The organism is Rhizobium jaguaris, assembly GCF_003627755.1.
In the GTDB taxonomy this organism is placed as follows: domain Bacteria; phylum Pseudomonadota; class Alphaproteobacteria; order Rhizobiales; family Rhizobiaceae; genus Rhizobium; species Rhizobium jaguaris.
Window position 1 is genome coordinate 3,284,188 of record NZ_CP032694.1, and the last position, 23,179, is coordinate 3,307,366.

25 protein-coding genes and 1 pseudogene are annotated in these 23,179 nt (G+C 58.8%); 14 read left to right on the top strand and 12 right to left on the bottom strand.

Features of this window, described 5'->3' with window-relative positions; genetic code table 11:
- Positions 1-232 precede the first annotated feature (232 nt).
- From cysQ to CCGE525_RS16015, 6 genes are all read left to right on the top strand, one after another.
- A complete protein-coding gene (gene cysQ, locus CCGE525_RS15990) occupies positions 233-1,027 on the top strand; it encodes a 3'(2'),5'-bisphosphate nucleotidase CysQ (protein ID WP_120705142.1) in 795 nt (264 codons plus the stop codon).
- Positions 1,028-1,258: 231 nt separating this feature from the next.
- A complete protein-coding gene (gene sciP, locus CCGE525_RS15995) occupies positions 1,259-1,534 on the top strand; it encodes a CtrA inhibitor SciP (protein ID WP_004107124.1) in 276 nt (91 codons plus the stop codon).
- Positions 1,535-1,753: 219 nt separating this feature from the next.
- Positions 1,754-2,323 carry a hypothetical protein gene (locus CCGE525_RS16000; protein ID WP_120705143.1) on the top strand — a complete coding sequence of 190 codons (570 nt, stop codon included), beginning with the start codon at positions 1,754-1,756 and terminating at the stop codon, positions 2,321-2,323.
- Positions 2,324-2,389: 66 nt separating this feature from the next.
- Positions 2,390-2,671: a GNAT family N-acetyltransferase gene (locus CCGE525_RS16005; RefSeq protein ID WP_120705144.1), complete on the top strand. Its 282-nt coding sequence runs from the start codon at positions 2,390-2,392 to the stop codon at positions 2,669-2,671.
- 70 nt (positions 2,672-2,741) lie between these two features.
- The gene (locus CCGE525_RS16010; protein ID WP_120705145.1) at positions 2,742-3,008 is read left to right on the top strand and encodes a type II toxin-antitoxin system ParD family antitoxin; all 267 of its coding nucleotides are present in this window, start codon (positions 2,742-2,744) and stop codon (positions 3,006-3,008) included.
- Between the two features lie 46 nt (positions 3,009-3,054).
- The gene (locus tag CCGE525_RS16015) at positions 3,055-3,240 is read left to right on the top strand and encodes a type II toxin-antitoxin system RelE/ParE family toxin (RefSeq protein ID WP_245472029.1); all 186 of its coding nucleotides are present in this window, start codon (positions 3,055-3,057) and stop codon (positions 3,238-3,240) included.
- 234 nt (positions 3,241-3,474) lie between these two features.
- On the opposite strand, the gene CCGE525_RS16020 is transcribed toward CCGE525_RS16015, so the two are convergent.
- A complete protein-coding gene (locus CCGE525_RS16020) occupies positions 3,475-3,831 on the bottom strand; it encodes a flagellar export protein FliJ (protein ID WP_120705147.1) in 357 nt (118 codons plus the stop codon).
- A gap of 441 nt (positions 3,832-4,272) precedes the next feature.
- On the opposite strand from CCGE525_RS16020, the gene ctrA reads away from it, so the two are divergent.
- A complete protein-coding gene (ctrA, locus tag CCGE525_RS16025) occupies positions 4,273-4,974 on the top strand; it encodes a response regulator transcription factor CtrA (RefSeq protein ID WP_120705148.1) in 702 nt (233 codons plus the stop codon).
- Positions 4,975-5,109: 135 nt separating this feature from the next.
- Here the strand turns inward: ctrA and CCGE525_RS16030 are convergent, their stop codons facing one another.
- Complete coding sequence (locus CCGE525_RS16030) at positions 5,110-5,472, bottom strand: response regulator (RefSeq protein ID WP_120705149.1); 363 nt, start codon at positions 5,470-5,472, stop codon at positions 5,110-5,112.
- A 207-nt stretch (positions 5,473-5,679) separates the two neighbouring features.
- On the bottom strand, positions 5,680-6,327 hold the full coding sequence (chpT, locus tag CCGE525_RS16035; protein WP_120705150.1) for a histidine phosphotransferase ChpT: 648 nt from the start codon (positions 6,325-6,327) through the stop codon (positions 5,680-5,682).
- Between the two features lie 306 nt (positions 6,328-6,633).
- Between chpT and CCGE525_RS16040 the strand changes: the two genes are divergently transcribed.
- On the top strand, positions 6,634-7,245 hold the full coding sequence (locus CCGE525_RS16040; RefSeq protein WP_414130732.1) for a DUF1134 domain-containing protein: 612 nt from the start codon (positions 6,634-6,636) through the stop codon (positions 7,243-7,245).
- Between the two features lie 196 nt (positions 7,246-7,441).
- The gene (locus tag CCGE525_RS16045; RefSeq protein WP_120705151.1) at positions 7,442-8,635 is read left to right on the top strand and encodes a coiled-coil domain-containing protein; all 1,194 of its coding nucleotides are present in this window, start codon (positions 7,442-7,444) and stop codon (positions 8,633-8,635) included.
- 24 nt (positions 8,636-8,659) lie between these two features.
- Here CCGE525_RS16045 and CCGE525_RS16050 read toward each other — a convergent pair whose 3' ends face one another.
- Both CCGE525_RS16050 and CCGE525_RS16055 read right to left on the bottom strand, forming a co-directional pair.
- On the bottom strand, positions 8,660-9,490 hold the full coding sequence (locus tag CCGE525_RS16050; RefSeq protein WP_120705152.1) for a TrmH family RNA methyltransferase: 831 nt from the start codon (positions 9,488-9,490) through the stop codon (positions 8,660-8,662).
- 10 nt (positions 9,491-9,500) lie between these two features.
- A complete protein-coding gene (locus tag CCGE525_RS16055; RefSeq protein ID WP_120705153.1) occupies positions 9,501-9,878 on the bottom strand; it encodes a hypothetical protein in 378 nt (125 codons plus the stop codon).
- Positions 9,879-9,928: 50 nt separating this feature from the next.
- Between CCGE525_RS16055 and CCGE525_RS16060 the strand changes: the two genes are divergently transcribed.
- Positions 9,929-10,954 carry an RluA family pseudouridine synthase gene (locus tag CCGE525_RS16060; RefSeq protein WP_120706436.1) on the top strand — a complete coding sequence of 342 codons (1,026 nt, stop codon included), beginning with the start codon at positions 9,929-9,931 and terminating at the stop codon, positions 10,952-10,954.
- A gap of 108 nt (positions 10,955-11,062) precedes the next feature.
- Here the strand turns inward: CCGE525_RS16060 and CCGE525_RS16065 are convergent, their stop codons facing one another.
- The 4 genes from CCGE525_RS16065 to CCGE525_RS16080 form a co-directional block, all read right to left on the bottom strand.
- The gene (locus CCGE525_RS16065; protein ID WP_120705154.1) at positions 11,063-11,524 is read right to left on the bottom strand and encodes a MarR family winged helix-turn-helix transcriptional regulator; all 462 of its coding nucleotides are present in this window, start codon (positions 11,522-11,524) and stop codon (positions 11,063-11,065) included.
- Between the two features lie 93 nt (positions 11,525-11,617).
- Entirely contained in the window at positions 11,618-12,334 is a 717-nt protein-coding gene (locus tag CCGE525_RS16070; RefSeq protein ID WP_120705155.1) for an SDR family oxidoreductase, read from the bottom strand.
- A 64-nt stretch (positions 12,335-12,398) separates the two neighbouring features.
- Positions 12,399-12,773, bottom strand: coding sequence for a hypothetical protein (locus CCGE525_RS16075; protein ID WP_120705156.1), 375 nt, complete (start codon positions 12,771-12,773; stop codon positions 12,399-12,401).
- 30 nt (positions 12,774-12,803) lie between these two features.
- Entirely contained in the window at positions 12,804-13,688 is an 885-nt protein-coding gene (locus CCGE525_RS16080; protein WP_120705157.1) for an NmrA family NAD(P)-binding protein, read from the bottom strand.
- A 230-nt stretch (positions 13,689-13,918) separates the two neighbouring features.
- Between CCGE525_RS16080 and CCGE525_RS38985 the strand changes: the two are divergent.
- The 3 genes and pseudogenes from CCGE525_RS38985 to rpoH all read left to right on the top strand — a co-directional run.
- A pseudogene (locus tag CCGE525_RS38985) lies at positions 13,919-14,060 on the top strand (RNA pseudouridine synthase); the annotation flags it as partial.
- 146 nt (positions 14,061-14,206) lie between these two features.
- Positions 14,207-15,247, top strand: a complete 1,041-nt coding sequence (locus CCGE525_RS16090) for a hypothetical protein (RefSeq protein ID WP_120705158.1) — start codon at positions 14,207-14,209, stop codon at positions 15,245-15,247.
- A 315-nt stretch (positions 15,248-15,562) separates the two neighbouring features.
- Positions 15,563-16,471, top strand: a complete 909-nt coding sequence (gene rpoH / locus CCGE525_RS16095) for an RNA polymerase sigma factor RpoH (protein ID WP_120705159.1) — start codon at positions 15,563-15,565, stop codon at positions 16,469-16,471.
- 151 nt (positions 16,472-16,622) lie between these two features.
- Here the strand turns inward: rpoH and CCGE525_RS16100 are convergent, their stop codons facing one another.
- From CCGE525_RS16100 to CCGE525_RS16110, 3 genes are all read right to left on the bottom strand, one after another.
- The gene (locus tag CCGE525_RS16100; protein WP_120705160.1) at positions 16,623-18,992 is read right to left on the bottom strand and encodes a hypothetical protein; all 2,370 of its coding nucleotides are present in this window, start codon (positions 18,990-18,992) and stop codon (positions 16,623-16,625) included.
- Positions 18,993-19,053: 61 nt separating this feature from the next.
- The gene (locus CCGE525_RS16105; RefSeq protein WP_120705161.1) at positions 19,054-20,349 is read right to left on the bottom strand and encodes an adenylosuccinate synthase; all 1,296 of its coding nucleotides are present in this window, start codon (positions 20,347-20,349) and stop codon (positions 19,054-19,056) included.
- 315 nt (positions 20,350-20,664) lie between these two features.
- Positions 20,665-21,519 carry a GNAT family N-acetyltransferase gene (locus CCGE525_RS16110; RefSeq protein WP_120705162.1) on the bottom strand — a complete coding sequence of 285 codons (855 nt, stop codon included), beginning with the start codon at positions 21,517-21,519 and terminating at the stop codon, positions 20,665-20,667.
- Between the two features lie 334 nt (positions 21,520-21,853).
- Between CCGE525_RS16110 and CCGE525_RS16115 the strand changes: the two genes are divergently transcribed.
- Entirely contained in the window at positions 21,854-23,176 is a 1,323-nt protein-coding gene (locus CCGE525_RS16115; protein WP_120705163.1) for a UDP-glucose dehydrogenase family protein, read from the top strand.
- Positions 23,177-23,179: the final 3 nt, after the last annotated feature.

Sequence of the window (23,179 nt, forward strand, 5' to 3'; positions counted from 1 at the left end):
CTTTCCCGAATGCGCAGCAAAGTGGGGCACTGTATCTTAAAGAGCACGCGGCGCCCGGAGATGTTGTCGACATTGGAGCACGGATGCAAAGCTCCCGTTGCGAAGTCACGATGCAGGCGCTAGGCGGTAAAAACGTGATCGGTGCGAGGTCTGAACTTCATAGTGGAGACTTCTTAAGTACTATATCTTTAAGCTCGGAACGCAGACGCGCTGCGGAAAGAAGAACAGGCGAATGCTCGCGACATTTGAAAAAGCGGCCCTTGAGGCGGGTAAGGCCATATTGGAGGTCTACCGTGCGGGCTACACTGTCGCCTTGAAGCAGGACATGAGCCCCGTCACCATCGCCGACGAGCACGCCGAGCACATTATTCTCGAACATCTGACCCGCGACTTTCCGGACATTCCCGCAATTGCCGAGGAATCGGTGGCTGCCGGCAAGGTTCCCGATGTCAGCGGCCGCGCCTTCTTTCTCGTCGACCCGCTCGACGGCACGCGCGAATTCATAGAGCATCGCGACGAGTTCACCGTCAATATCGCCTATATCCAGAACGGTGTTCCTGTCACCGGGATCGTCTATGCGCCGGCTCTCGGCATCGCCTTCACCGGCGAATCCGGCAAAGCGCGGAAGCTCGTCATCACCGACCATTTTACCGTTGCCGATCGCTCCATAATCGCAGTGCGCGCGCAACCCGAGAATTTGCTGGCGCTTGCAAGCCGCTGCCACGGCAGCACCAAGACGGATAGCTTCCTCGCGGAAAATGCCGTCTCCGCTTGCACCTCGATCGGTTCTTCGCTGAAATTCTGCCTCCTTGCCGAAGGCAAGGCCGACGTCTATCCGCGCTTCACCCGTACGATGGAGTGGGACACGGCGGCGGGCGACGCCGTATTGCGCGCCGCAGGTGGCTCGACCCTCACTCTCGACGGCCGTCCGCTCTCCTATGGTAAGACCGATCAGAGCGACGATTGCGATTTTGCCAATCCCAATTTCATCTGTTGGGGCGGCAAGAAAAGTCTGGTCGGCGCCTGAGCAGCGGTTCACAAGCGTAAGTTATCACTGACGAAAAATCATAGGGAAACGGCGTTTTCCGATGCAATAACAGTGAGTTGCATGGCCTGCGACCGTGCCATGAGACGAGCAAATCAGCTCGCATCGGCGTTCCTTAAAATTCTTAGCAAAGTGTTACTAAGCGCTTAGGCAATTTTTAAATGTGGCAAGTTAGAGTGACTCTCGTGGTCTTGAGTATGTGTAGAGAGTCCAATGACCGAAATGATACGTCCCCGAGTAAAGTATGTCATCGGCCCCGATGGCAGCCCGCTTACGATTGCCGACCTGCCGCCGCCGAATACGCGCCGCTGGGTTATCCGTCGTAAGGCCGAGGTTGTCGCGGCGGTACGCGGTGGTCTGCTGAGCTTGGAAGAAGCTTGCGAGCGTTATACGCTCACTGTTGAAGAATTCCTCTCCTGGCAGTCGTCCATCAATACGCACGGCCTTGCCGGCCTGCGGACGACCCGCATACAGCAGTATCGTCACTGACGGCTGCCACACAGACGCGACATTCGTTTGATCTTCAGTTCGGGCCTCCTTTCCTCAAACGGAATAACAGAGGCCCGAATTATTTGATGCAGCCGAAATTAAGGTGAGCCGCCCACTGGTCTCCCAACAGACGGGGAGCACCTCCCCGTCGTTCCATTTTCTTTAAGCAAGTTTGCAAAGCCTGCTACAAGATTTGGCCGCACGCGGAGATTCGAGAGTTTGCTGCTTCACACCTTGCCAGCCGTGATCACGCACAATTTTCATCCCGATCGGGGTGCCTTCCGAAATGTCTGCGCCCTAACAACGGAAGACGCGGAACGGATCATTGCCTCGATCCGGCTTGGCGGCCATGCATATCTCAAGGAAAATTATCTGCAACGTCGGATGCTCTCCGAAAACTGGCTCATCGCGGAACGCCGGCGAAAGATCGGCGAGACGCCTTTGTCACATCCTATCTATTTTTTCCTCGGCAACATGGCCGATGGATGGGACAAGTCCCGCCCTGCCTCGATCGTTCTGCCCCTCGCCATATTCGATCCCGGCATGATTACATTCACTTTTCCAGATAGCATGACCAGCTGCCCGTTTCTGAGGCCGGCAGATCAGTCAGGCGAGCCATGGCACGGACAGGTTTTCACCGAAGACGAGATTGAAGACGTCATCGCCAGATACGGCTTCCCCGACCCGGCCCAGTCACGCGAGGTGCGCGGCCGTGATTCCTTTATCGAAGTGCAGGTCTGGGACGATCGTCCGCTTGAAGATATCAGACGGCAGGCTAGCCTGCCGTAGATCGGGAGTTGGCAGCGCGACGGGCGCATGCAATCCTCATCATCCGCAACACGACAAGGGAAAATCATGGACATCCGCAACGAAGACAACGCATCGGGCGGCCGTTATGCCGCAACCGTCGAAGGCCACGAGGCAGAGATGACATTTTCCCGCGCCTCCCCCACGCTCATCATCATCGACCATACGGGCGTTCCGGAAGCGCTCCGCGGCAAGGGAGTGGGCCAAGCCCTTGCCCTTCACGCCGTCGAGGAAGCTCGCCGTGGCGGCTGGAAGATCATCCCGCTCTGCCCGTTTTTCAAGGCGCAGGCCCTGCGTCACGAGGAATGGCGCGACGTGGTGAACATGTAGGTAGCAGATAAGAGAATTTGTGAATTTTGCTTATCTCGGCTAACATCGGATCCACAAAAGGAGACCCGAGATGGCGACTATGACCGTATCCCTTCCGGACCAGATGAAGGACTGGATCGAGGCCCAAATTCGCAAGGGCGAATATGCCAGCACCAGCGATTATGTCCGTGATCTGGTTCGCAAGGACCGTGCACGTCGCGGCGAAGAATATACGATCGAAGAATTGCGTGAAATTTTTGCCGACGCCAAAGCCAGTGGCATAAGCGAAAAGACGGTAGAAGAAATCCGCGCCGAAGCGTTACAGATTGCCCGCGCCCGCGGTTTGATACGTGACTAAATACGAGCTATCAGCCCGTGCCAGTAAAGAATTTAGAGAACTATACTTGGATGGTATCGAGAAATTTGGCTTGCGGCAGGCCGATCGATATCTGGACGAACTGATCCATCGCTTTGAATTGTTGGCTGACAATCCTTTTATGGGCCGCAAGGCGGAGTCAATTGCGCCAACTGCACGGCGCCAGAACATAAGAGTCATATTATTCTCTATGAACGAACGGAGCGTGACGTGATCGTCCAAGCCATCGTACCAAGTCGAAGCATTATTCGGCTCCAATTGTAGGACCTGTCGACCAACACCCTACACCTCCGACAAAACACCAAAAGCCGTGCATGGCCGGCCACCCACTTGGCCAGTCATGCACGGCTTTCGAGCCGTTCCCGTCGCTTCTTGCATGATCCCGAAATTCGTTCCGGTTTCGGAACGGAACTATGCGACCTCAAGCAAGGACGACGGATTGGTTAATTCAGGCGCGCGCCCTCACCGGGCCCGAACCATCGCGCTCTTCGAGCGCTGCGGCTTTGGCGTATTCGGCCTGCATTTCCTCCAGCGATGTTTCCAGCGCCTCTTCCTGCACCTGCAACTCCCGGATCGACACGTGCAGGTTGTCCGCACGCTGACGTGCGGCCTTGGCAAAGGTCGGATAAGCGAAGTGGTTAGGATCGGAAATGCCGGACTTTTTCTCTTCCAGCACGATCTGGTTCTCCAGATCCTTTGTCATGCGGTCGAATTCCGCCATCATCATCTGCAGTTGCTGCAGTTGACGACGTTTTTCGTTCACCTGAAATTCCTTCAGGCGCGTTAGGCTCTCACGTGATTTCATACGCATTACTCCCGTGATGCGAGACCCCGGCTCTCTATATGTTGACCCACCGCACCGCTTTGAAACGGCTTGGTTAAAAAAATTTCCAGCGATCTTAATAAAAACCTACCGCTGGTAACCTTTCGTTTACGGGCATCGTTAATGATAGGGACGATCATTTAAGGGTCAGTAAATGTCACGGTCGGAATTCGAGATGTCGGCATTGGTGAGTCGAATGAATCACTTGGCGTGTCTTCTTAATGCAACACTTTAGGAATGATATTTGCCGATTGTCTTTGGAAAACAGTGCAATGGAAAAATTATTTAATAAATTCGATACGTCTTGCCAGAGTGAATCAGAATTTGTTAACCATTCCGTGGCAGCTTCCAAATCAGGCAGTGATTTGATCGGTATCGCGTAAGGGGGCTGACGACCTTTCGGCGGCGGTAAAGGGGATAATTATGCGGGTTCTACTTATTGAAGACGATAGCGCGACAGCGCAGAGCATCGAACTGATGCTCAAATCCGAAAGTTTCAACGTTTATACCACCGATCTCGGTGAAGAAGGCGTCGATCTCGGAAAGCTCTACGACTACGATATCATTCTGCTCGATCTTAACCTTCCCGACATGTCCGGCTACGAAGTGCTTCGCACGCTGCGCCTCTCGAAGGTAAAGACGCCGATCCTTATCCTCTCCGGCATGGCCGGTATTGAAGACAAGGTTCGCGGTCTCGGCTTCGGCGCCGACGACTATATGACCAAGCCCTTTCACAAGGATGAACTGGTCGCGCGAATTCACGCCATCGTCCGTCGCTCCAAGGGACACGCCCAGTCGGTGATCCTGACCGGCGAACTGATCGTCAATCTCGACGCCAAGACCGTCGAAGTCGGCGGCCAGCGCGTGCATCTGACCGGCAAGGAATATCAGATGCTGGAGCTGCTTTCGCTCCGCAAGGGCACGACGCTCACCAAGGAAATGTTCCTCAACCACCTTTATGGCGGCATGGACGAGCCGGAACTGAAGATCATCGACGTCTTCATCTGCAAACTGCGCAAGAAACTCGCCAATGCTGCCGGCGGCGCCAACTATATCGAAACCGTCTGGGGCCGCGGTTATGTGCTGCGCGAGCCCGACAGCAGCGATTTCGCCGAAAGCGCCTGAACCGCCCCCCTTTTATCGCCGAATCCGTCAAAATCCCGCCCTCTCAGGCGGGATTTTTTGTGTTGCGTTTTCAAACAAAAAAATAAGGCCGCCAGAAGAGGCGGCCGCCATGCGTTCAATAGTCTGCGGAAATGATCAGGCGGCGACGGCACGATTGCCGAAGACGGCAGTCAGGATCTTGCGGTCGAAGGGCTTCAGCAGGAAATCAGTGGCGCCGGCCCGTTTGCCGGCCATCAGCTTGCGCAGGTCCGCTTCGACGACGCAGTAGTAGATTTTCACCTCCTTGCCGTTCGGCATGGCGCGGATGCTGGCGATCAGATCGAGAGCGCCTTCCATGCCGGCGTCGACGATCAGGTAATCGGGGAGTTCGGCCTGGCAGCGCGTCAACGCCTCGCGGGCATCGCCGGCTTCGCTGACAAGAAAATCGAGCTCGGACAGAATGCGTTTGCCGACCTTGCGTACGACATCCGACGTATCCGTAATCATGAATCGCTGCATCGTCAGCTCCTTCGCGCCCGGCGACCATCGTTCGGGCACCAACTTCAAATTGGGACGATAGGCGCACGAGGCTAAGGATTCGTTACCGCTATATTCTTATTTGCGTAGATAACTGAAAGACCGCGAGAGAGCAGCGATACACGTAACAATGAACCCGCAGCCGGAGGTCCGGTTACGGGTTCATTGATATGATCGTGCGAGCAACGCTTATTCGCTGCGCATGGCGGCGACAAAAGTCAGCTCTTCCGGCGTGGCGTTGTAGGAAAGTTCCATGCCGCTCTCGTCGGCCAGAAGCACGGTGTAGTAGGGCTGGATAGAGTGGGCATCGACTGCCTCTTCCAGTGTACCCGAGCAGATCTCCGCGAATTTGGGCGGCACTCGCATCAGCCGGCCCTTGGCCGTGATCGTGAACTTCGCGTCGAGATCGGGATTTTCCAGCGTCACCTCGATATTGCCGCCGCGTGGGATCGAGCCATAGGCGACGAGGAAGAGGTTGAGTAGCAATTTCACACGGTTTTTCGGGATGATAGCGCGCGGGCCGATCCAAGTGACTTCGGTCTTTTTTTCGGCGGCGGCGAAATCCTTGGCGGCTCGCTCGGCCTCGCCGGTATCAATCGAGGCACCGACCGATCCGGACGCGCCAAAGGCAAGGCGTGCGAATTTGAGACGGACGGAGGCATTAAGGGCACTGGTGCGGATCAGCTCCATCGCGTCGGCATCGGCGCCGCCCTCGTCGAGCAACTCGAGGCCGTTGTTGATCGCACCGACCGGAGAGATCACATCATGGCATACGCGGCTGCACAGCAGCGCGGCCAGATCAGGTCCGGTCAAGGTGAGGTTCGGATTCTTCGACATTCATTGTCTCCTGAATGCTGACAAGGCGGAACGCAGTATGATTCTACGTTGCCACGGCAAGATTGCCCGAGGATTGCCGCAGGCGGCGTACCGCACGCCATAAAGACACCATATTTGGTAAACCGATTGTTAAGATGATCGACGCAAAATGCATTCATCACCACCAGACCCTTTCGTGCACGATTCGCCGTGCGGAACATGGGCGGAACGGTCTGGATTGAGGAGCGAGGTGTATTTGGCGCGTTCGTGCGAATGCGCAACGCATCGGCTCCCCATTGCACCGACCATGATGAACGGATGACTGTCATGCGCTATCAACTCCTGAAGAGAATGCCTAGCCTCGGCACGAGAACGGTCGGCCTCGGCCTGATCTTAGCCCTCGTAGCGTTGGTAAGCTTCGCGTTGCCGGTTCGTCAGGCAGCGGCCGCGGCCAGTAACGAATATTCGATGCAGGAAATCGTCGACGCCGGCCACTCCTTCTTCGGCTCGACCAGCGGCGGCCTCGCCAAGGTGGTCGAGCGGGCCTTTCAGCAATATGGGCTGCCGAATGGCTACATCCTCGGCCAGGAAGGCTCGGGCGCCTTCATCGCAGGATTGACCTATGGCGAAGGCCAGCTCAACACCAAGAATGCCGGCGAGCACCCGCTTTATTGGCAGGGCCCGTCCCTTGGCCTCGATTACGGCGGTCAGGGCACCCGCGTTATGATGCTGGTCTACGACCTGCCGAGCGTCAACAGTGTCTATACCCGCTTTGGCGGCGTCAGCGGCCAAGCCTTCGTCGTCGCCGGCGTCGGCATGACGGTGCTGAAGAACAACGACATCGTGCTGGTGCCGATCCGCACGGGCCTTGGCGCCCGTCTTGGCGTCAACCTCGGCTACCTCAAGGTTACACCGAACCCGACGTGGAATCCTTTCTGATATTACTGGCCATATTTCCTCCGCCGATCTCATCTCCTGGCCCGCACGGATCGCGGGCCTTTTCTTGTGACAAAGCTCCGGCGCGCCGATAAACCATATCCGATTTAAACGCTTGCCCGCGCGCCGGCCCCATGCTTAATCATTTGCTTAATCACTTTATTGAGATTGAAAACAACTCCTAGATGCTGGCTGCGCCGTGATTGAATTCGCTCTGCTGTTTGGATTGGGCTTTCTGACCGCCGCCTTTCTGGGCTTCCTCATTGCGCCCGCGGTGCACCGCCGTATCGTCTGGTTCACGGAAAAACGGCTGAAGGCGACCATGCCACTAAGCCCGCAGGAAGTGCGGGCGCAGAAGGATATGGCGCGCGCCCTCTTCGCCGCCGAAAACGCCAAAACCGAACAGGCGCTGACGCAGGAACGCGACAAGAGCGTCGCCTTGCAGATCCACAACGGCAAGCTTCAGCAGGAAGCCGGTCGCTTCGCCTCTCAAAACAGCGAATTGCGGACCAGGATCGACGACATGGAGGTCGAAGCCGGTGAACTGCGCTCGCGCCTGCGCCGCGAGGAAAGCTATATCAGCCAGCTCAAATCCGGCATCCATGCCGCTGAAAAGGTCAGCGCCGAAAAGGATGCCGACATCGACACTTTGCGCAAGCGAATGACCAAGATGGCTGCCGACGCTGACAATATGAAGATCGACCTCGCGACCCGGGAGACCGAAATCGAGAGCCTGAAGCTCCGTCTCCACACGTTGCGAGACGAGCGCGACACGCTGCGCCAGGACCTGAACCTTGCAAGCCTCCGTGCAAAGGATGCAGAATTGCGGTTAGGCCAGGAAAGCGACAAGGCCCAGCGGCTTGAGGAGCGGCTGGACCGCGAGATCGCCGACAATGCCGATAAGGAAACCGCGATCGAACGCCACGCACATGACTTGGCGCGCCTGAAGGAGAAGCTGGAAACGGCCAATGCCGAGGCGCAGGAAGCCGGCCAAGTGCTGCGGGCGGCCGGTCTTGTCCCATCCGGCAAGCGGACCAAGGGCTCGAAGCCGCCGATCGGACCGAGGATCGTGGACATTATCGACAATCGCGCCGATGCAGCAGAAGCGGAACGCAACGTGGAAGACGATATCGCTCAATTGACGGAAGAGGCGCGCAACCGTGCTGCAGCCCTTTCCGACCGTCTGCTCAAATCCCGTTCGCCCTCGCATGATCAGACCATACGCGAGGAGATCGCCACTATCGCTGCCAACATGGTGGCGCTGACCGCCCTGAGAGAAGGCGACAAATCGCCAATCTTCGATCTCCTGCCCAAGGAAACGAGCGCCACTGAGCAGGGCGGCCGCGTCAGTCTTGCTGAACGCGCTGCCGCCCTGTTGCCCAAACAGCAATAAGGGCTCGATACAAAAACAGAAAATTCAGACGCGTTTGATCAGGGACGCCAGCGCAAAGAGCGCGATGCCGCTCGCCGTTGCGACGTTCAAGCTGTCGAGGCCAGGCGCCTGCGGTATCCGCAGGCTGCCAAAGGCCGACAGGATCTTCTGCGGCAGCCCCTCTCCCTCGGTACCGACCACCAGCGCCATGCGATCAGCCGGCGGAACGACACGAATATCGACCTCGCCGTGAGGCGACAGGCTCCAGATGGAAAAGCCGCGCCCCGCCAGCGCTGTCAGCAGATCGACATCGCTCAGTTGACGGCAATATGGGACAGTCAGCACCGAGCCCACCGACACGCGCAGCGCTTTGCGATACAGCGGATCACAGCAGGTTTCGTCGAGCAGCACCGCGTCGGCCTCGAAGGCCGCAGCGTTGCGGAACATCGAACCGACATTGTCGTGATTGGAAACGCCGCAGCCGGTAAGGATAAGTGCCCGCTCCGGCAACCGGTCGAGGAAGGCGTCGATATCGGTTTCCGCCTTGCGCCGGCCGAGTGCGAGCACCCCGCGATGCAGATGGAAGCCGACGATGCCATCCAGTACCGAGGCTTCCGCAACAAATACAGGCACATCAGGCGGGAAGGCGGCGATGATCTCTTCCAATCCCGCCACACGGTTACGCAGCAGCAATACCTTCTCGGCGACGAAGTCTCCGCCAGCGGCATGTGCCTCCGCCAGAAGGCGCAGCACCACCGTACCCTCGGCAATGAAACGATTCTCGCGGCCGGTCAGATCGCGTTCGCGGATATTGCGAAATTCGGCGATGCGCGGATCGTCGGGATGCGTGACCTCGATCAACCGGTCGCCTGTCATCACAAGGCCGTCAGTTGGAGAGCGATATGGTCGCGACGATGCGGCCGATACCGTAGTCGAAGACGACGGCCTGACGCTCGCCGCTGGCGAGCGTGCCATAGAACAGCACCTGGCTTCCGGAGAGCGCCGTGGACTGCACTGTGAAACCTTTCGGCAGTGCGACGGTCACCGCAACAGGCGCATCGGAGGGAATATTCGAGGCGATAGAGCCCCCTGCCTTCGGCACGGGGCGCATCGTCTTGTAGACAACGGCGCCGAACACCGCCATAAGGCTCACCACCATGATGGCGGCCGAGACGATCTGCAGGCGGACCATCTTGCGTCGGACATTTTCCATCGCCGGATCGAGGGGCTTTTCCTCTTGATCGTCTGGCTGGAGATTCGTCATCGATGCGTCCTTATTCCCTAGAGAGCGCCCTATGCGCTGGAGAAATGCGTTTGAGCGACCCCTTTAAAGAAGCCGCGGGCATTAGAAAAGTCCTAACCGCCGATGAAACTGCCGAAGGCCGGCTTGATGCATGGCTGACGGCACAGGTCGGCGAGGAATTTTCCCGCAGCCGCATCCAGGCCTTGATCAAGGACAATGCCGTCCTGCTCAACGGCGCCCCGGTTACCGACGCCAAGCGCAAGGTGCGCCCCGGCGATACATACCAGATCACGCTGCCCGAACCCGAAGACCCGACGCCGCAGGGCGAAGACATTCCGCTCGACGTGCTCTACGAGGACAACGACGTCATCGTGATCTCCAAGCCCGCCGGGCTTGTGGTTCACCCCGCCGCCGGCAACTGGACGGGCACGCTGGTCAACGCGCTGATCCATCATTGCGGCGACAGCCTCTCTGGCATCGGCGGCGTGCGCCGGCCCGGCATCGTCCACCGGCTGGATAAGGACACCAGCGGCGTCATGGTTGTCGCCAAGAACGATATTGCCCATCGCCATCTGTCGCTGCAATTCGCCGATCATGGCCGCACCACGTCGCTGGAACGCGCCTATCAGGCGATCGTCTGGGGTCGCCCTCGCCAACTGATCGGTACCATCGACGCGCCGCTCGGCCGCTCCACCAGCGACCGGACCCGACGCGCCGTCAAGCGTCCGGACAATCAGGACGCCGACGAGGCCATCACGCATTACGAAGTGCTGGAACGCTTTCACGAGGCTCCGGATGCGACCGCATTCGCCTCGTTGGTCGATTGCCGCCTCGAAACCGGCCGCACCCACCAGATCCGCGTCCACATGGCCCATATCGGCCACCCCCTGCTCGGCGACGCCGTCTATGGCGGAGGCTTCAAGACAAAAGCCAACCTCCTGCCGGACAACGCCAAGCAGGTCGTCAACCGCTTTCCCCGCCAGGCGCTCCACGCCTACCTCCTGCAATTCGAACATCCCCGCACCGGCGAAGTGATGCATTTCGAAGTGCCTCTGCCGGAGGATATGGAAGAACTGGCAGCGGCCTTGCGGGCTTGAGAAGCGCCCGCGGGAGAAGGCTATTCGACATCCTCGGTTAAGCCATGCGCGAGGAGACCATCCTCTGCGGAGGTAGTCCAACACTGTCGCAGCCATCAGAGCCAGGCTTCAGTCTTCGGGTGAGGCTCTCGCGAAATCGCCGACAGTGATTTCTTTCAGTCCCCGGCGCAGGGTTGCGACGTTTGCGGCCCCGTTCAACTGCTCGAATTTTTGCTGGGCCCTCTCCCAGAGAGGCTCCGCTCTTTTGTGCAGTAGACGGCCCTCCTTGGTAAGTTCAACGATACGAACCCTGCCGTCCACAGGAGATGCCTTGATGGTAAGGAACCCGTCGCGTTCCAGGAAGCCGACCATCTTTCCCATCGCCGTCCGCTCGATATCGAGCCGCTCGGCAAGAACGTTGACCGTGGCACCGTCAGCCTCCTCGAGAGCCGCCAAAGTTAGAAACTGCGTGATGCGCAGCCCGACTGGCTCAAGATGGTCATCATAAAACCGCGTGATCTGTCGGCTCGCCTTTCTCATGGCGGAGCAGTTGCACTGATCGATTCCAAGCGGTTGGTTGGCCGACAACATTTTAGTTTCCTTTCGATTTCATTCTGTACCCGAGCCATGGGCGCGAAACCCAAGGAATCTCCGCGCCCACAGCAATTCCCGCCATCGCCGGAGTTAGAATAGCCCTTCCGGCGGGGTGATATAGCCGGGCACTTCGTCCGCAAGCGTGCTCTTCAGCAGCGCCGTCCCCTGATCGGCCATGATCTCGCTCTTGCCAGCGGCGAGTGCATCATAAGTCTGGCGCACAACGTCCTCCGGGCTGACCTTCGGCACGTCGATGCCACTGGTCAGATCTGTATCCACGAATCCGACATGCAAGCCAAGGACCTCGATGCCGCGATCGCGAAGGTGGAAGCGAAGCTGGTTCGTATAGCTCCACGCCGCCGCCTTGGATGCCGCATAAGGTGTCAGAAAGGGCCGCGGAAGCCAAACAATGTCAGACAGCACGTTGATGATGGCGGCATGTGGTTTGGCCGACAGGATTTGCTCGAAGGCCTGCGTGACGCGCACCACGCCATAATAGTTGGTGTCAAAGAGCCGCTGCGACTGCGCTTCGACATCGTCTGCCAGAGGCCCGTCGATTAGGGCGGCGATCCCTGCATTGTTGATCAATAGCGTCGTATCCGCTGCCAGTTCTGCGGCCGCGGCGATCGATGCTTTATCCGTGACATCGATCCTGACCGGGAGGATGCCCGGCTCGTTGAAGCCGCTCGTGTTGCGCATGCCCGCGTAAACCTTCGATGCTCCGAGGCGGAGTGCCTCGCGTGCGAAGGCCAGGCCCAGACCACGATTGGCACCGGTGATGAAGACTGTGTTGTTGGCGACGTCCATAGCAATTTTCCTTTCTGGGGCCGCAGGTCGAGGACGATATCCGTCGCTGGGCCGTTGATTGAGTTCAAAGAAAAAGGTCTTCCGGCAACTGCCCCGAGAGCGTTTGACGCAAATGGGCGGCGAGCGATAGAACAGAGCCAAGCGGGCTCATCCGCACGCTGACCCGAGGCACCGAGCCGTCGGAGGCGTGATCGACGACCACGACGGCGGTCAGCTTCTCCCCGCTAGTCAGAACGGCCTCATATTCGAGGAAGAGCCGGGAGCCGACGGTCTGAAGGAATGTCGGCGTCTGCGAGGCATAGAAGGTTCCGACGGCATTCACGGCGAGCCTGATCTCGCCGCGTCCGATGACGGAACCTCGCAACACGGAGCTGGTCAGCTCCGCGTCGGCCGTCAGGTCGTCCAGAAAGGGATGACGTTCATCTTGGGCATGTGACATTGTAGAATCTCCGAGTTGTCTTCGTGGAATTCACGCGAAGGCGGCGCGATTGTTGGAGACAAATTTCTGGACCGAGAGCGCCGGCGTTCCGGTAATCGTCTCGACCACATCATTGGTCCCCGAGAAGAAGATGCCGTCGCGATAGTTCTGGGCGACTTCGACGAGGTGCTGCACAAGGAACGGCGGGAACTTGTAAAGATTTTCCATCTTGTCCTTGAACGCCTCTATCGAGGACGGCGCATATTCGATCCTCGCGTCAAGCACGTCGCTCACAATGGCCGCGATTTCGGTGTAGTTCATCTCGACCGGACCATGGAGCGGATAGACCTTGCCTTCATGGCCCTTCGGATTCGCCAGGATATGGGCGATCACCCGGCCCTGATCATCGGACGCGATAGGCGCGTGCCGCCCGTTCTCGAAGGGGAACGAGATTTTCTTCGTCGCCCAGATTTCTTTTGCGAAATGGGGATAGACGAGCCAGTCGGCAAAGAAGGTCGGGCGAAGATGCGTCGTCGGAACACCTGACCAGTCGAAGACCCGCTCGGAGATCCAGTGGTCCTGCGCTGCATGGCTTGCCGACTCCCGGCGCGCCGAAATCTGCGACATGTTGACGATCGCGGTAACACGGGCCTCCTTTGCAGCCTGTGCGAAATAAGCCGCGGCGCCAAGGATGCCTGGTGCGATCGGGTGAAGAAAATAGGCAGACCGGGTGCCTTCCATCGCCGCCCGAATGTGATCGATGTCCGTGAAATCGCCGACGGCGATATCGACACCGCGCTGCCTCAGCGCCGCCGCCCGCTCATCGTCCGAGCGCACATAGGCACGAACGCTTTTTCCCATCCTCAGGAGTTCGTCGATAGCGGCACCTCCGGTCCGTCCCGTTGCACCGCTCACAAGTATCTCAGCTTCGCTCATAATCGCTTCTCCGTTGCCAAATGAGAGCATATGCTCTTACTGAGATCGATATAAGAGCATACGCTCTTATCGTCAAGCTTTTTTTCCTCGGCTGCGCGCCTCGTCCTGATGGATCGAAAGAAGAGACTGCAAAGAGTGAGATTTGCCAGGCGCTTAGGCGCTTGATCATAGGCGTCTGATGTCGACGCAAATCCAGAGGAGCCGCCTACCCTTGTCCGGATACCGCCAAGCAAGTCGTCAACCGCTTCCCGCCGTCAGGCGCTCCACGCCTACCCCCTGCAATTCGAACATCTCCACGCTGGCGAGGTGATGCATTTCGAAGTGCATCTGTCGGAGGATATGGAGAAGCTTGCTGAGGCCCTTGGACAGTAACCTCTGATGAGGCAGCACGACCGAACGGGTTCCCCAGCCACGTGAGGCCATCTCAATTGCAGGCACTCTGAGAATCCGGCAATGATTCCATCGCAGACTGTTGGCGCGAGTCTCTATGATCAATCATGCGCTGTGGAGCATAGAGAATGTTGCGGCTCGTTGTGACGCTTTTCCTATCCGTGATTAGTGTAAATCTCGCCTTTGCCACGGAACGTTTGAATGAATTCCTGGAAGCAAAGGCTAGATTGGTGATACCCGATGAACCGGCCATCATACCGTCATTTATAGATAAGATGCATTTTGAGTTGCTGCTCGGATCATTGATCGGCGATCATTGGATAATCTTGGGCGGCGTCGACAAGTCGTCCGATGAGCAGCTGGCAAAAGCATGTGCGGACCAGAATGCAACCTTTACCAGATTGTCCGATTATTCGTTCGCAAAAGACTATAGCGTCCGGTCGAACCAGCTGCACGATGTATACATCAGAAAATGGGGGCAACTTTACAACGTTCGAGGGGATTACGAAAAGAAAATCGGTCAGTATCCTTCATCGAATATGACACAAGATTCGAAGGACCTCTGGGATTCCATTACATTGTCGCACGCCAACGGTGAATCGATATTGCTGAACATCAGTCAGAACGTCATTCTTGAAGTTCGCGACGGCATACCGATGCTTTATGGTCATTGCCGCCCCGCTGCCGCGACACCTCTCTTCGCCGAATTCAGGCAAGCAGAGAAACTCCTTGAGAGTGCCGATTCAAAAGACTTTCAGCAGGCAAATCGTCAACTGCTGGATCAAATCGAAGGGAAATGGATCGTTCTGAACAGCATAGCGCTTTCCGAGGAAGGCCAAGTTGCCAAGGTCTGTGACAAGAATTTCCTGAAATTCGCGAAGACCGGCGGCTATTCCTTTGTTCAGGTGAGGAAGTCATCAAACAGCGATGAAGTCCGAAACGTCTATCTCTGGCGTTCCGGAATTTCCTACAACGTTAGGCAGGATGTCGACGCTTTGATTCGCAACAATCACAAACAAGATAATTCGACGTTGAACGAACTTAACTCAAGTGATGAAAGCTATCTTGGCGTCGCCAATCTCGATGTCATTCTACTGCCTCTCAGCCCCAACGTCCTGTTGGAGGTCGTCAACGGCAACGAACGGATCTATGGGCGCTGCGAAAGCTAAGCTGCTGGACGGATGACCCAACACGATTTAAACTTCCTTTATTCGCATTATAGCGACGAGCCTGCCGCTTTGGATGAAACCAATAGCAGCCGGAGGCGTTCGGGAGTGGAACCCCAAAGATGAAATCACGGCGTGCGGTGCAGTCACGCCGCCATGACACTTGCGTGACCGCGTTCTTGAATCACTGTTTCGCCGTACTTATCTACACATTGGTTTAGTGCGGGGTCTTCGCGACCTGCACGCCTTGGTCTGCTTCGCAAAGGGCGCGCAATACGCCTCTAGAAGGGGCCAGATCTCGAATAGGAGGGTGCATTCATGACCCGTAATACCTTGCCGTCCATTACCGCCGGTGAAGCCGGCCTCAATCGTTATCTCGACGAGATCCGCAAATTTCCGATGCTGGAGCCGCAGGAAGAGTACATGCTCGCCAAGCGCTATGCGGAACATGCCGACCGTCAGGCTGCGCATAAGCTCGTCACCAGTCATTTGCGCCTTGTGGCTAAGATTGCCATGGGCTATCGCGGCTACGGCCTGCCGATCGGCGAGGTCGTGTCGGAAGGCAATGTCGGCCTGATGCAGGCCGTTAAGAAGTTTGATCCGGAACGCGGCTTCCGCCTGGCAACCTATGCCATGTGGTGGATCAAGGCCTCGATCCAGGAATATATCCTGCGTTCATGGTCGCTGGTGAAGATGGGCACGACCGCGAACCAGAAGCGTCTGTTCTTCAATCTGCGCCGTCTGAAGGGCCGCATCCAGGCCATCGACGACGGCGATCTGAAGCCGGAGCATGTCTCTGAGATCGCCACCAAGCTGAACGTCTCCGAGGAAGAGGTCGTTTCGATGAACCGCCGCCTCTCCGGCGACGCGTCGCTGAACGCGCCGATCAAAGCGGCTGAAGGTGATTCCGGCCAGTGGCAGGATTGGCTGGTGGACGATCACGATAGCCAGGAAGACGTGCTGATCGAACAGGATGAACTTGACACGCGCCGCCGCATGCTGGCGCGCGCGATGAGCGTCCTGAACGACCGTGAACGCCGCATCTTCGAAGCTCGCCGTCTCGCCGAAGATCCGGTCACGCTGGAAGACCTCTCGGCCGAATTTGACATCAGCCGCGAACGCGTGCGCCAGATCGAAGTCCGTGCCTTCGAAAAGGTGCAGGAAGCTGTTCAGAAGGATGCGCTGGAACGCGCCAAGGCACTGCGCGTGGTGGAAGCCACTGCCTAGGGCAATTCCAGGAAAAGTGGGCAGCGGTTTTCCGCGCGGAATTGCGGAAAACAAAAGATAGCTTCAGGCTTTGGAAATCGCCCTGAATGAATTCAAACAAAAAGGCGGACTGTAAGGTCCGCTTTTTTGATTTCCGATGATTTGAAATCCGCTATTGGCTGCTGGAAGCGACACCGCCGAGTGCCTGCCATTCCGCGATTGCCTTATTGAAGGCGTCGGTACCGGTCGGCCCCTTCTCCATGGTCAGCAATGCGCGACGGCCGTTGCGGTAGACTACGGGAATGTCCATCCAGTTGCGGCTTTTCAAGAGGTCGAGATTGGTCTTGCGCGCGTCCGGAAAATCGTTGAGCGCGACCATATAGACGTCGTCCGTGACCTTGGCCGGCACGGCGATCAGGGGGTCGCCACGATCCTGCTCGGTTGCCTTGAGTGCGATGCGTTGTACGCTATCGATTGCGCCGCCTTCGAAATTCGGCGGAACCTGGAAGGCTAGTTCAACCAAATGACTTGCCGGCAATGATGCGTCGGTATTGCGCGACACCGTGATCGTCGCCGTCAAACCACGCTCGGGCACGCTGATGAGGCCCTGGACGGAGGGCTCCGGCCGACCGTCCTCGCCCTTGCCTTCCTCCAGCGACCAGGTGACTGTACCTTCGAAAGCCGTCGGCGACGTCTGACCGAGACGCTCCTCGTATAGGAATACCTTCTGACCATCCGTAACCGCGGTCGTCTGCTGTTGCCCGGCGGACGGCTGCTGGGCTGCAGGCGGTTGCTGGGCAGGAACAGCGGATGCTTGCTGGTCGCTCGAAGGCGGCGTAGAAGCCGGTGCGGTCGCAGCGGGCGTCTGCGCGGCATTCGCATTGTTCGCAGGCGCGGCTGCGGCTGCGGTCGGCGCAGCGGCGGCGGCTACATTCTGCTCAGCCACGGACTTGCCTTCGGCCACACCGGGCTGCCCACCTGCTGCCGGACCTTCGTCCTCTTCCGTGCCATTCGTCAACAGGCGCTGTGTGAACTTGGTGTTGACCGTATTGGCATCGTTGTCGAGCGAGGCGACATTGGTGTTGCCGGCTGCAGGCGGTTGCCCGGCGGCATTATTGTTTTGCGCCGGAGCGGTCGTGGCTGGCGCCGAAGCGGCAGGCGCATTCGCGGCTGGAGCAGCCGCATTATTGTTCTTGGCCGTCTCGGTGGCGGGAGCGGGCGCCGTGCTGGTCGCAGTCTTCGGCGCCGAACTGATAAGATCGGCGACCATCTTGTTGAGCGCCTGGCGGTTCGCCCAAGCGGCATAGCCACCGCCAGCGACGACCGCGAGCCCGAGAAGTGTCAGGATAATGCCGGTCACATTGAAGCGACGGCGCTTCGGCTCCATGCGGAAGCTTTTTCCCTGCAGCTTCGATGCCATAGACCGATCGAGATCCGGCGGAATGGAAGAGCCGCCACTGCGTCCACCCTCGGCGAGCTTGTCGAAACCGGCAAGCTCCTTGAGCTCGCGCCAGCCGTCACCGCCAGCATCATTCTTCGGAGTCGCTCTGGATGGAGAATGCACATCGGCAAAGAGATCGACATCGTCAAAGGCATTATCCGGCATCTGCCGGACGGGCTGCTTTTGTTTGGCTGCTGGTGCCGCTACCGGCTCCAGCTCCTCGAAAACATCTGCATCCCAGGCAAAGGCCTTGTCGGCTGCCGGCGCCTTCGCCACGGCGGGCGCCTCCACGGGATGCCCGAAGGCAACCGGCGCAAAGGCGGCAGCCGGCATGACGGCTTCGGCCACCGGCTCCGATACAGCGCGCTTAACAGGCGCATCGACCTCTGCCCAGATCTCTTCGACCTGGCTGATAACATCATCACGTCGCGCCTGAGCGGCATGCGTCTGCGGGACAACATGCTCGGGTTCGGCGGCGGCCGGCACGTCCTCCGCGTAATGCTCCGGTTCTTCCCGATGTGGCTGCTCTTGGACAGGTTCCACATAGGCTTCGGCGTGATGAACAACGGCAGGCACCTGGTCCTGCGGCGCATCGACCCATTGCTCTACCGGCTCATGCTCGTCTGCGGCCTGATGCTGAGCACGCGCGGGCTCCTCATAGACGGGCTCCTCGTAGGCAGCCTCTTGGTGGGCTGGCTCTTCGTGTGCCGGCTCTTCCTGCACAGGCTCGTAAGCGGCGGGCTCTTCGTATGCGTGAGCCTCCGGATGGGCCGGCTCCGGTTCTTCGACATGGGGCTCTACCGCAGCATGATGCTCTTCAGGAGGCTCATGTTGCGGCTCCTCCTGCACCACAGGCGCTTCCGCAACAGGCTCTTCAGCGAGCGGCAATGCCTCCGCATGCTCGGCTTCCACCTCGACGATCGCGGCTTCCAGCTTGTCGAGCTGACGGCGCAGCATCTCCTCCGGCGGGCGCGGCTTCATGCTCTCGAGCTGCCGCTGGACGGCACCACGAGCCCGCTCGTAAACCTTGACCCGCATCTCGGGAGTATTATCGGCCAGGCCGTCCACGGCCCGTCGAATGACTGCTACAAAATCCGCCATCAGTACTTTCTCATGAGGCCCGGCACGTGGCCGGACCGGGATTCGTCATTGATCCGCGACATTAGCCCTCAAACGGATCGGTCACAAGTATAGTGTCTTCGCGCTCCGGGCTGGTCGAAAGCAGCGCGACAGGCGCGCCGATCAGCTCCTCCACCTGCCGGACATATTTGATCGCCTGCGCCGGCAGATCGGCCCATTTGCGGGCACCGACGGTCGATTCCTTCCAGCCTTCGAGCGTGATGTAGATCGGCTCGACGCGGGCCTGCGCAGCCTGGCTCGCCGGCAGGTAATCGATCTCCTTGCCGTCCAGTTTGTAGCCGACGCAGATCTTCAACTCGTCGAGACCGTCGAGCACGTCGAGCTTGGTCAGCGCAATACCGGTAATGCCGGAAGTCTTCACCGTCTGGCGAACCAGCACGGCATCGAACCAGCCGCAACGACGCGGACGACCGGTATTAACGCCCACCTCGCGGCCGACCGTCGACAGATGCTTGCCGATCTCATCATGCAATTCGCAGGGGAACGGCCCTTCGCCGACACGCGTCGTATAGGCCTTGGTGATGCCGAGCACATAGCCGAGCGCTGTCGGTCCGAGGCCGGAGCCGGCGGCCGCCTGCCCCGCCACGGTGTTCGACGAGGTTACGAACGGATAGGTGCCGTGGTCGTTGTCGAGCAGCGCGCCCTGCGCACCTTCGAAGAGGATGCGGGCGCCAGCCTTGCGCTGCTCGTCGAGCAACCGCCAGACCTGATCGATGTAGGGAAGAATATGCTCTGCAACAGAGGTAAGCTCGTTATGCAACGCATCGAAGGAAATTTCATCGAGGCCCATGCCGCGGCGCAGCGCGTTGTGGTGGGTCAGAAGCCGGTCGATCTTGGCCGGCAGCGTTTCCGGTTCGGCGAGATCAATGACACGGATAGCGCGGCGGCCGACCTTGTCTTCATAGGCGGGGCCGATGCCGCGGCGCGTCGTACCGATCTTCGTGCCGCTGTTGGAGGCGGCATCTTCGCGCAGCGCGTCGAGGTCACGGTGCAGCGACAGGATCAGCGGTGCGTTTTCGGCAATGCGCAGCACGTCCGGCGTGACTGCGATGCCCTGGGCGCGCAGCTTGTCGACCTCGGCAACGAAATGATGGGGATCGACGACGACGCCATTGCCGATGACGCTCAGCTTGCCGCGAACGAGTCCCGAAGGCAGCAGCGCGAGCTTGTAGCTGACACCGTCGACAACCAGCGTATGACCGGCATTGTGGCCGCCCTGAAAGCGCACAATCACATCGGCGCGTTCCGAAAGCCAGTCGACAATCTTGCCCTTGCCTTCGTCACCCCATTGCGAACCGATCACAACTACGTTCGTCATTTCTCCATTCCCGCTTCCTGCGCACAAAGGCGCGCCTTGCTCAAACCCGCGCATCTATAAAGCTTTGTTTTTGGGAAAGCGACCCTGTTGTCTCAGCAGATTCGGCTTTTTAGATGACGAATTAGCGCCTCCAACAGGATTTTTCCCGTCAGTGCGCCGATAGAGGCAATGTCACGATCACAGCGTGATCATTGCCGTTTCCCAAGGAAACGCGGGGTGATTCTAGGAAATGTCCGGCTCCTAGGCAACGATATGGAAATTCATGGCCGGCCGAGGCAATGGAACGACGTCTGTGCGGTCGAGCCGAAGAGCGGACTAGCCGAGTTCGAGCGTGGTGACGGCAAAGATGCGTCCGAGCGGCATTTCGGGTGCTTCGCCACGATACATTCGTGCCGTTTCGAACACTGGCGACAGCCCGAAAGTTTCGGCAAGCCCGATCGCGGCAGCGTTGTCAGCAGGCACGTCCAGATATACGGGCCGGCCCTTGGCCTCCGGCACCAACTTGGCCAACAGGGCCGATGCCACATCGGCCCTGTTGGCAAACAGCGGACCGACCTTATAACCCTCGAAACAGCGCCGGATCGTGCCGTAGCCGCGGATCTTGCGGCCGCTGCCGACAAGGAAGGATTTTCGTTTTTCCGGCGCGTTGCACCAGGCCGTGAGGAAGGAATAACGCAGCCCGGGAAAAATGCCGGCGTCGTATCGCAGCAAACCTTCAAGCTTGTCCTGCGTGACCGGACCGACATCTATCCCGGCTCCGCCGATGTCAGGCATTTCCGGGATGCCGCCATAGCGCACGGTGCGATAGGCCGTTTCAAAGCCGCTGCGGCGGTAGTTTTCCCGTTGTGCCACGACGCCGTCGAGACCGATGGTGCGATTGCCCGCGAAGGCAATTCCCTTGTTCCACAGCGCCTTGCCGTAACCCTGGCCGCGAAATTCGGGATGGACGATATAGAGGCCGAGAAAGGCAAAGCTTTCGCCGTAGCGCACGACGGAAATGCAGCCGACGGGCACCTCACCGATCGCGCCTATAAAGAAGCCGGAAGGATCCGCCTCCCAAAACGCCAGGGCATCATCGACACCGGGATTCCATCCCTCTTGCCGCGCCCATTCGAGGGCGAGCTCCAATTCCCCAGCCCGCATTGTACGCACGGCGAAAGTCGACTTCATGCAACAGCCCTGAATCGCCCGTTCTACACCATTTCCCACCGGAACGATTGTCCCCGATTCATCATGGTGCAACGCGATAGCAATCACAAGCGATATGCCGCAGTATGCCTAACGGGCTAAATCGCTGCTGGCGCTGGGCGCGTAAGCGGCCGGGTCGACCATTTGCGGCCGGCTTCGAGCGCGGGTTGTTTATGACACTTCTGTCTCAACCTTATGGATAAGCACCATCGCGTATATGCGCCATCGGCGATCCTGTGTATAAGCGCAGACGACTGCCAAAGACGGGATCGCGTTCCAATGCTGAGCCCGGCGCTAGCAAAAGGATTGAAGTTTCATGCACATCACGATGATCGGCTCTGGTTATGTGGGTCTTGTGTCTGGCGTCTGCTTTGCCGATTTCGGCCATGACGTGATTTGTGTCGACAAGGACGCCGGCAAGATCGAGGCGTTGCGCAAGGGTGAAATCCCGATCTTCGAGCCGGGGCTCGAGCAGCTCGTGGCCGACAATGTCCGCGCCGGCCGGCTGTCCTTTTCGACCGATGTCGAAACCAGCGTTGCCGCCAGCGACGTCGTCTTCATCGCCGTCGGCACGCCGTCGCGCCGCGGCGACGGCCACGCTGATCTCTCCTATGTCTATGCCGCCGCTCGCGAGATCGCTGAACACGTCAAGGGCTTCACCGTCATCGTCACCAAATCGACCGTGCCGGTCGGCACCGGCGATGAAGTCGAACGCATCATTCGCGAAACCAATCCGGATGCCGACGTTGCCGTCGTCTCCAATCCGGAATTCCTACGCGAAGGTGCAGCCATCGAGGACTTCAAACGACCGGACCGCATCGTCATCGGCCTCAACGACGACCGCGCCCGCGGCGTCATGACGGAGGTTTACCGGCCACTCTATCTCAACCAGGCGCCGCTGCTCTTTACCGCCCGCCGCACCTCGGAGTTGATCAAATACGCCGCCAATGCCTTCCTTGCGATGAAGATCACCTTCATCAACGAGATGGCCGACCTCTGCGAGAAGGTCGGCGCCAATGTGCAGGAAGTGTCGCGCGGCATCGGCCTCGACGGCCGCATCGGCTCGAAATTCCTGCATGCCGGGCCGGGCTATGGCGGCTCCTGCTTCCCCAAGGACACGCTGGCGCTTGCCAAGACCGCGCAGGACTACGACAGCCCCGTACGCCTGATCGAGACGACGATCTCGATCAACGACAACCGCAAGCGCGCCATGGGCCGCAAGGTGATCGCTGCCATGGGGGGCGATATCAGGGGCAAGACCGTTGCCGTGCTCGGCCTGACCTTCAAGCCGAATACCGATGACATGCGCGACAGCCCGGCAATCTCGATCATCCAGGCGCTGCAGGATGCCGGCGCCTCGGTGACCGGCTACGATCCGGAAGGCATGGACAATGCCCGCCAGCTGATCGACAACATCGCCTACGCCGACGACGCCTATGGTGCCGCGCGCGGCGCCGATGCGCTCGTCATCATTACGGAATGGAACCAGTTCCGCGCGCTCGACTTCGGCCGGCTGAAATCCATCATGAAGGCGCCCGTCCTCGTCGACCTCAGAAACATCTATCGCCATGACGAGGTCACAAAGCACGGGTTTGCCTATACTAGCGTCGGCAGACCCATGGGCGGGGCCGAACTGTAAGCA

What these genes read in the sequence shown, in the direction of transcription:
- cysQ (WP_120705142.1), top strand. Translation starts at nt 233, where the DNA reads ATGCTCGCGACATTTGAAAAAGCGGCCCTTGAGGCGGGTAAGGCCATA.
- sciP (WP_004107124.1), top strand. Translation starts at nt 1,259, where the DNA reads ATGACCGAAATGATACGTCCCCGAGTAAAGTATGTCATCGGCCCCGAT.
- CCGE525_RS16005 (WP_120705144.1), top strand. Translation starts at nt 2,390, where the DNA reads ATGGACATCCGCAACGAAGACAACGCATCGGGCGGCCGTTATGCCGCA.
- CCGE525_RS16010 (WP_120705145.1), top strand. Translation starts at nt 2,742, where the DNA reads ATGGCGACTATGACCGTATCCCTTCCGGACCAGATGAAGGACTGGATC.
- CCGE525_RS16020 (WP_120705147.1), bottom strand. Translation starts at nt 3,831, where the DNA reads ATGAAATCACGTGAGAGCCTAACGCGCCTGAAGGAATTTCAGGTGAAC.
- ctrA (WP_120705148.1), top strand. Translation starts at nt 4,273, where the DNA reads ATGCGGGTTCTACTTATTGAAGACGATAGCGCGACAGCGCAGAGCATC.
- CCGE525_RS16030 (WP_120705149.1), bottom strand. Translation starts at nt 5,472, where the DNA reads ATGCAGCGATTCATGATTACGGATACGTCGGATGTCGTACGCAAGGTC.
- chpT (WP_120705150.1), bottom strand. Translation starts at nt 6,327, where the DNA reads ATGTCGAAGAATCCGAACCTCACCTTGACCGGACCTGATCTGGCCGCG.
- CCGE525_RS16040 (WP_414130732.1), top strand. Translation starts at nt 6,634, where the DNA reads ATGCGCTATCAACTCCTGAAGAGAATGCCTAGCCTCGGCACGAGAACG.
- CCGE525_RS16050 (WP_120705152.1), bottom strand. Translation starts at nt 9,490, where the DNA reads ATGACAGGCGACCGGTTGATCGAGGTCACGCATCCCGACGATCCGCGC.
- CCGE525_RS16055 (WP_120705153.1), bottom strand. Translation starts at nt 9,878, where the DNA reads ATGACGAATCTCCAGCCAGACGATCAAGAGGAAAAGCCCCTCGATCCG.
- CCGE525_RS16065 (WP_120705154.1), bottom strand. Translation starts at nt 11,524, where the DNA reads ATGTTGTCGGCCAACCAACCGCTTGGAATCGATCAGTGCAACTGCTCC.
- CCGE525_RS16070 (WP_120705155.1), bottom strand. Translation starts at nt 12,334, where the DNA reads ATGGACGTCGCCAACAACACAGTCTTCATCACCGGTGCCAATCGTGGT.
- CCGE525_RS16075 (WP_120705156.1), bottom strand. Translation starts at nt 12,773, where the DNA reads ATGTCACATGCCCAAGATGAACGTCATCCCTTTCTGGACGACCTGACG.
- CCGE525_RS16080 (WP_120705157.1), bottom strand. Translation starts at nt 13,688, where the DNA reads ATGAGCGAAGCTGAGATACTTGTGAGCGGTGCAACGGGACGGACCGGA.
- CCGE525_RS16090 (WP_120705158.1), top strand. Translation starts at nt 14,207, where the DNA reads ATGTTGCGGCTCGTTGTGACGCTTTTCCTATCCGTGATTAGTGTAAAT.
- rpoH (WP_120705159.1), top strand. Translation starts at nt 15,563, where the DNA reads ATGACCCGTAATACCTTGCCGTCCATTACCGCCGGTGAAGCCGGCCTC.
- CCGE525_RS16100 (WP_120705160.1), bottom strand. Translation starts at nt 18,992, where the DNA reads ATGGCGGATTTTGTAGCAGTCATTCGACGGGCCGTGGACGGCCTGGCC.
- CCGE525_RS16105 (WP_120705161.1), bottom strand. Translation starts at nt 20,349, where the DNA reads ATGACGAACGTAGTTGTGATCGGTTCGCAATGGGGTGACGAAGGCAAG.
- CCGE525_RS16110 (WP_120705162.1), bottom strand. Translation starts at nt 21,519, where the DNA reads ATGAAGTCGACTTTCGCCGTGCGTACAATGCGGGCTGGGGAATTGGAG.
- CCGE525_RS16115 (WP_120705163.1), top strand. Translation starts at nt 21,854, where the DNA reads ATGCACATCACGATGATCGGCTCTGGTTATGTGGGTCTTGTGTCTGGC.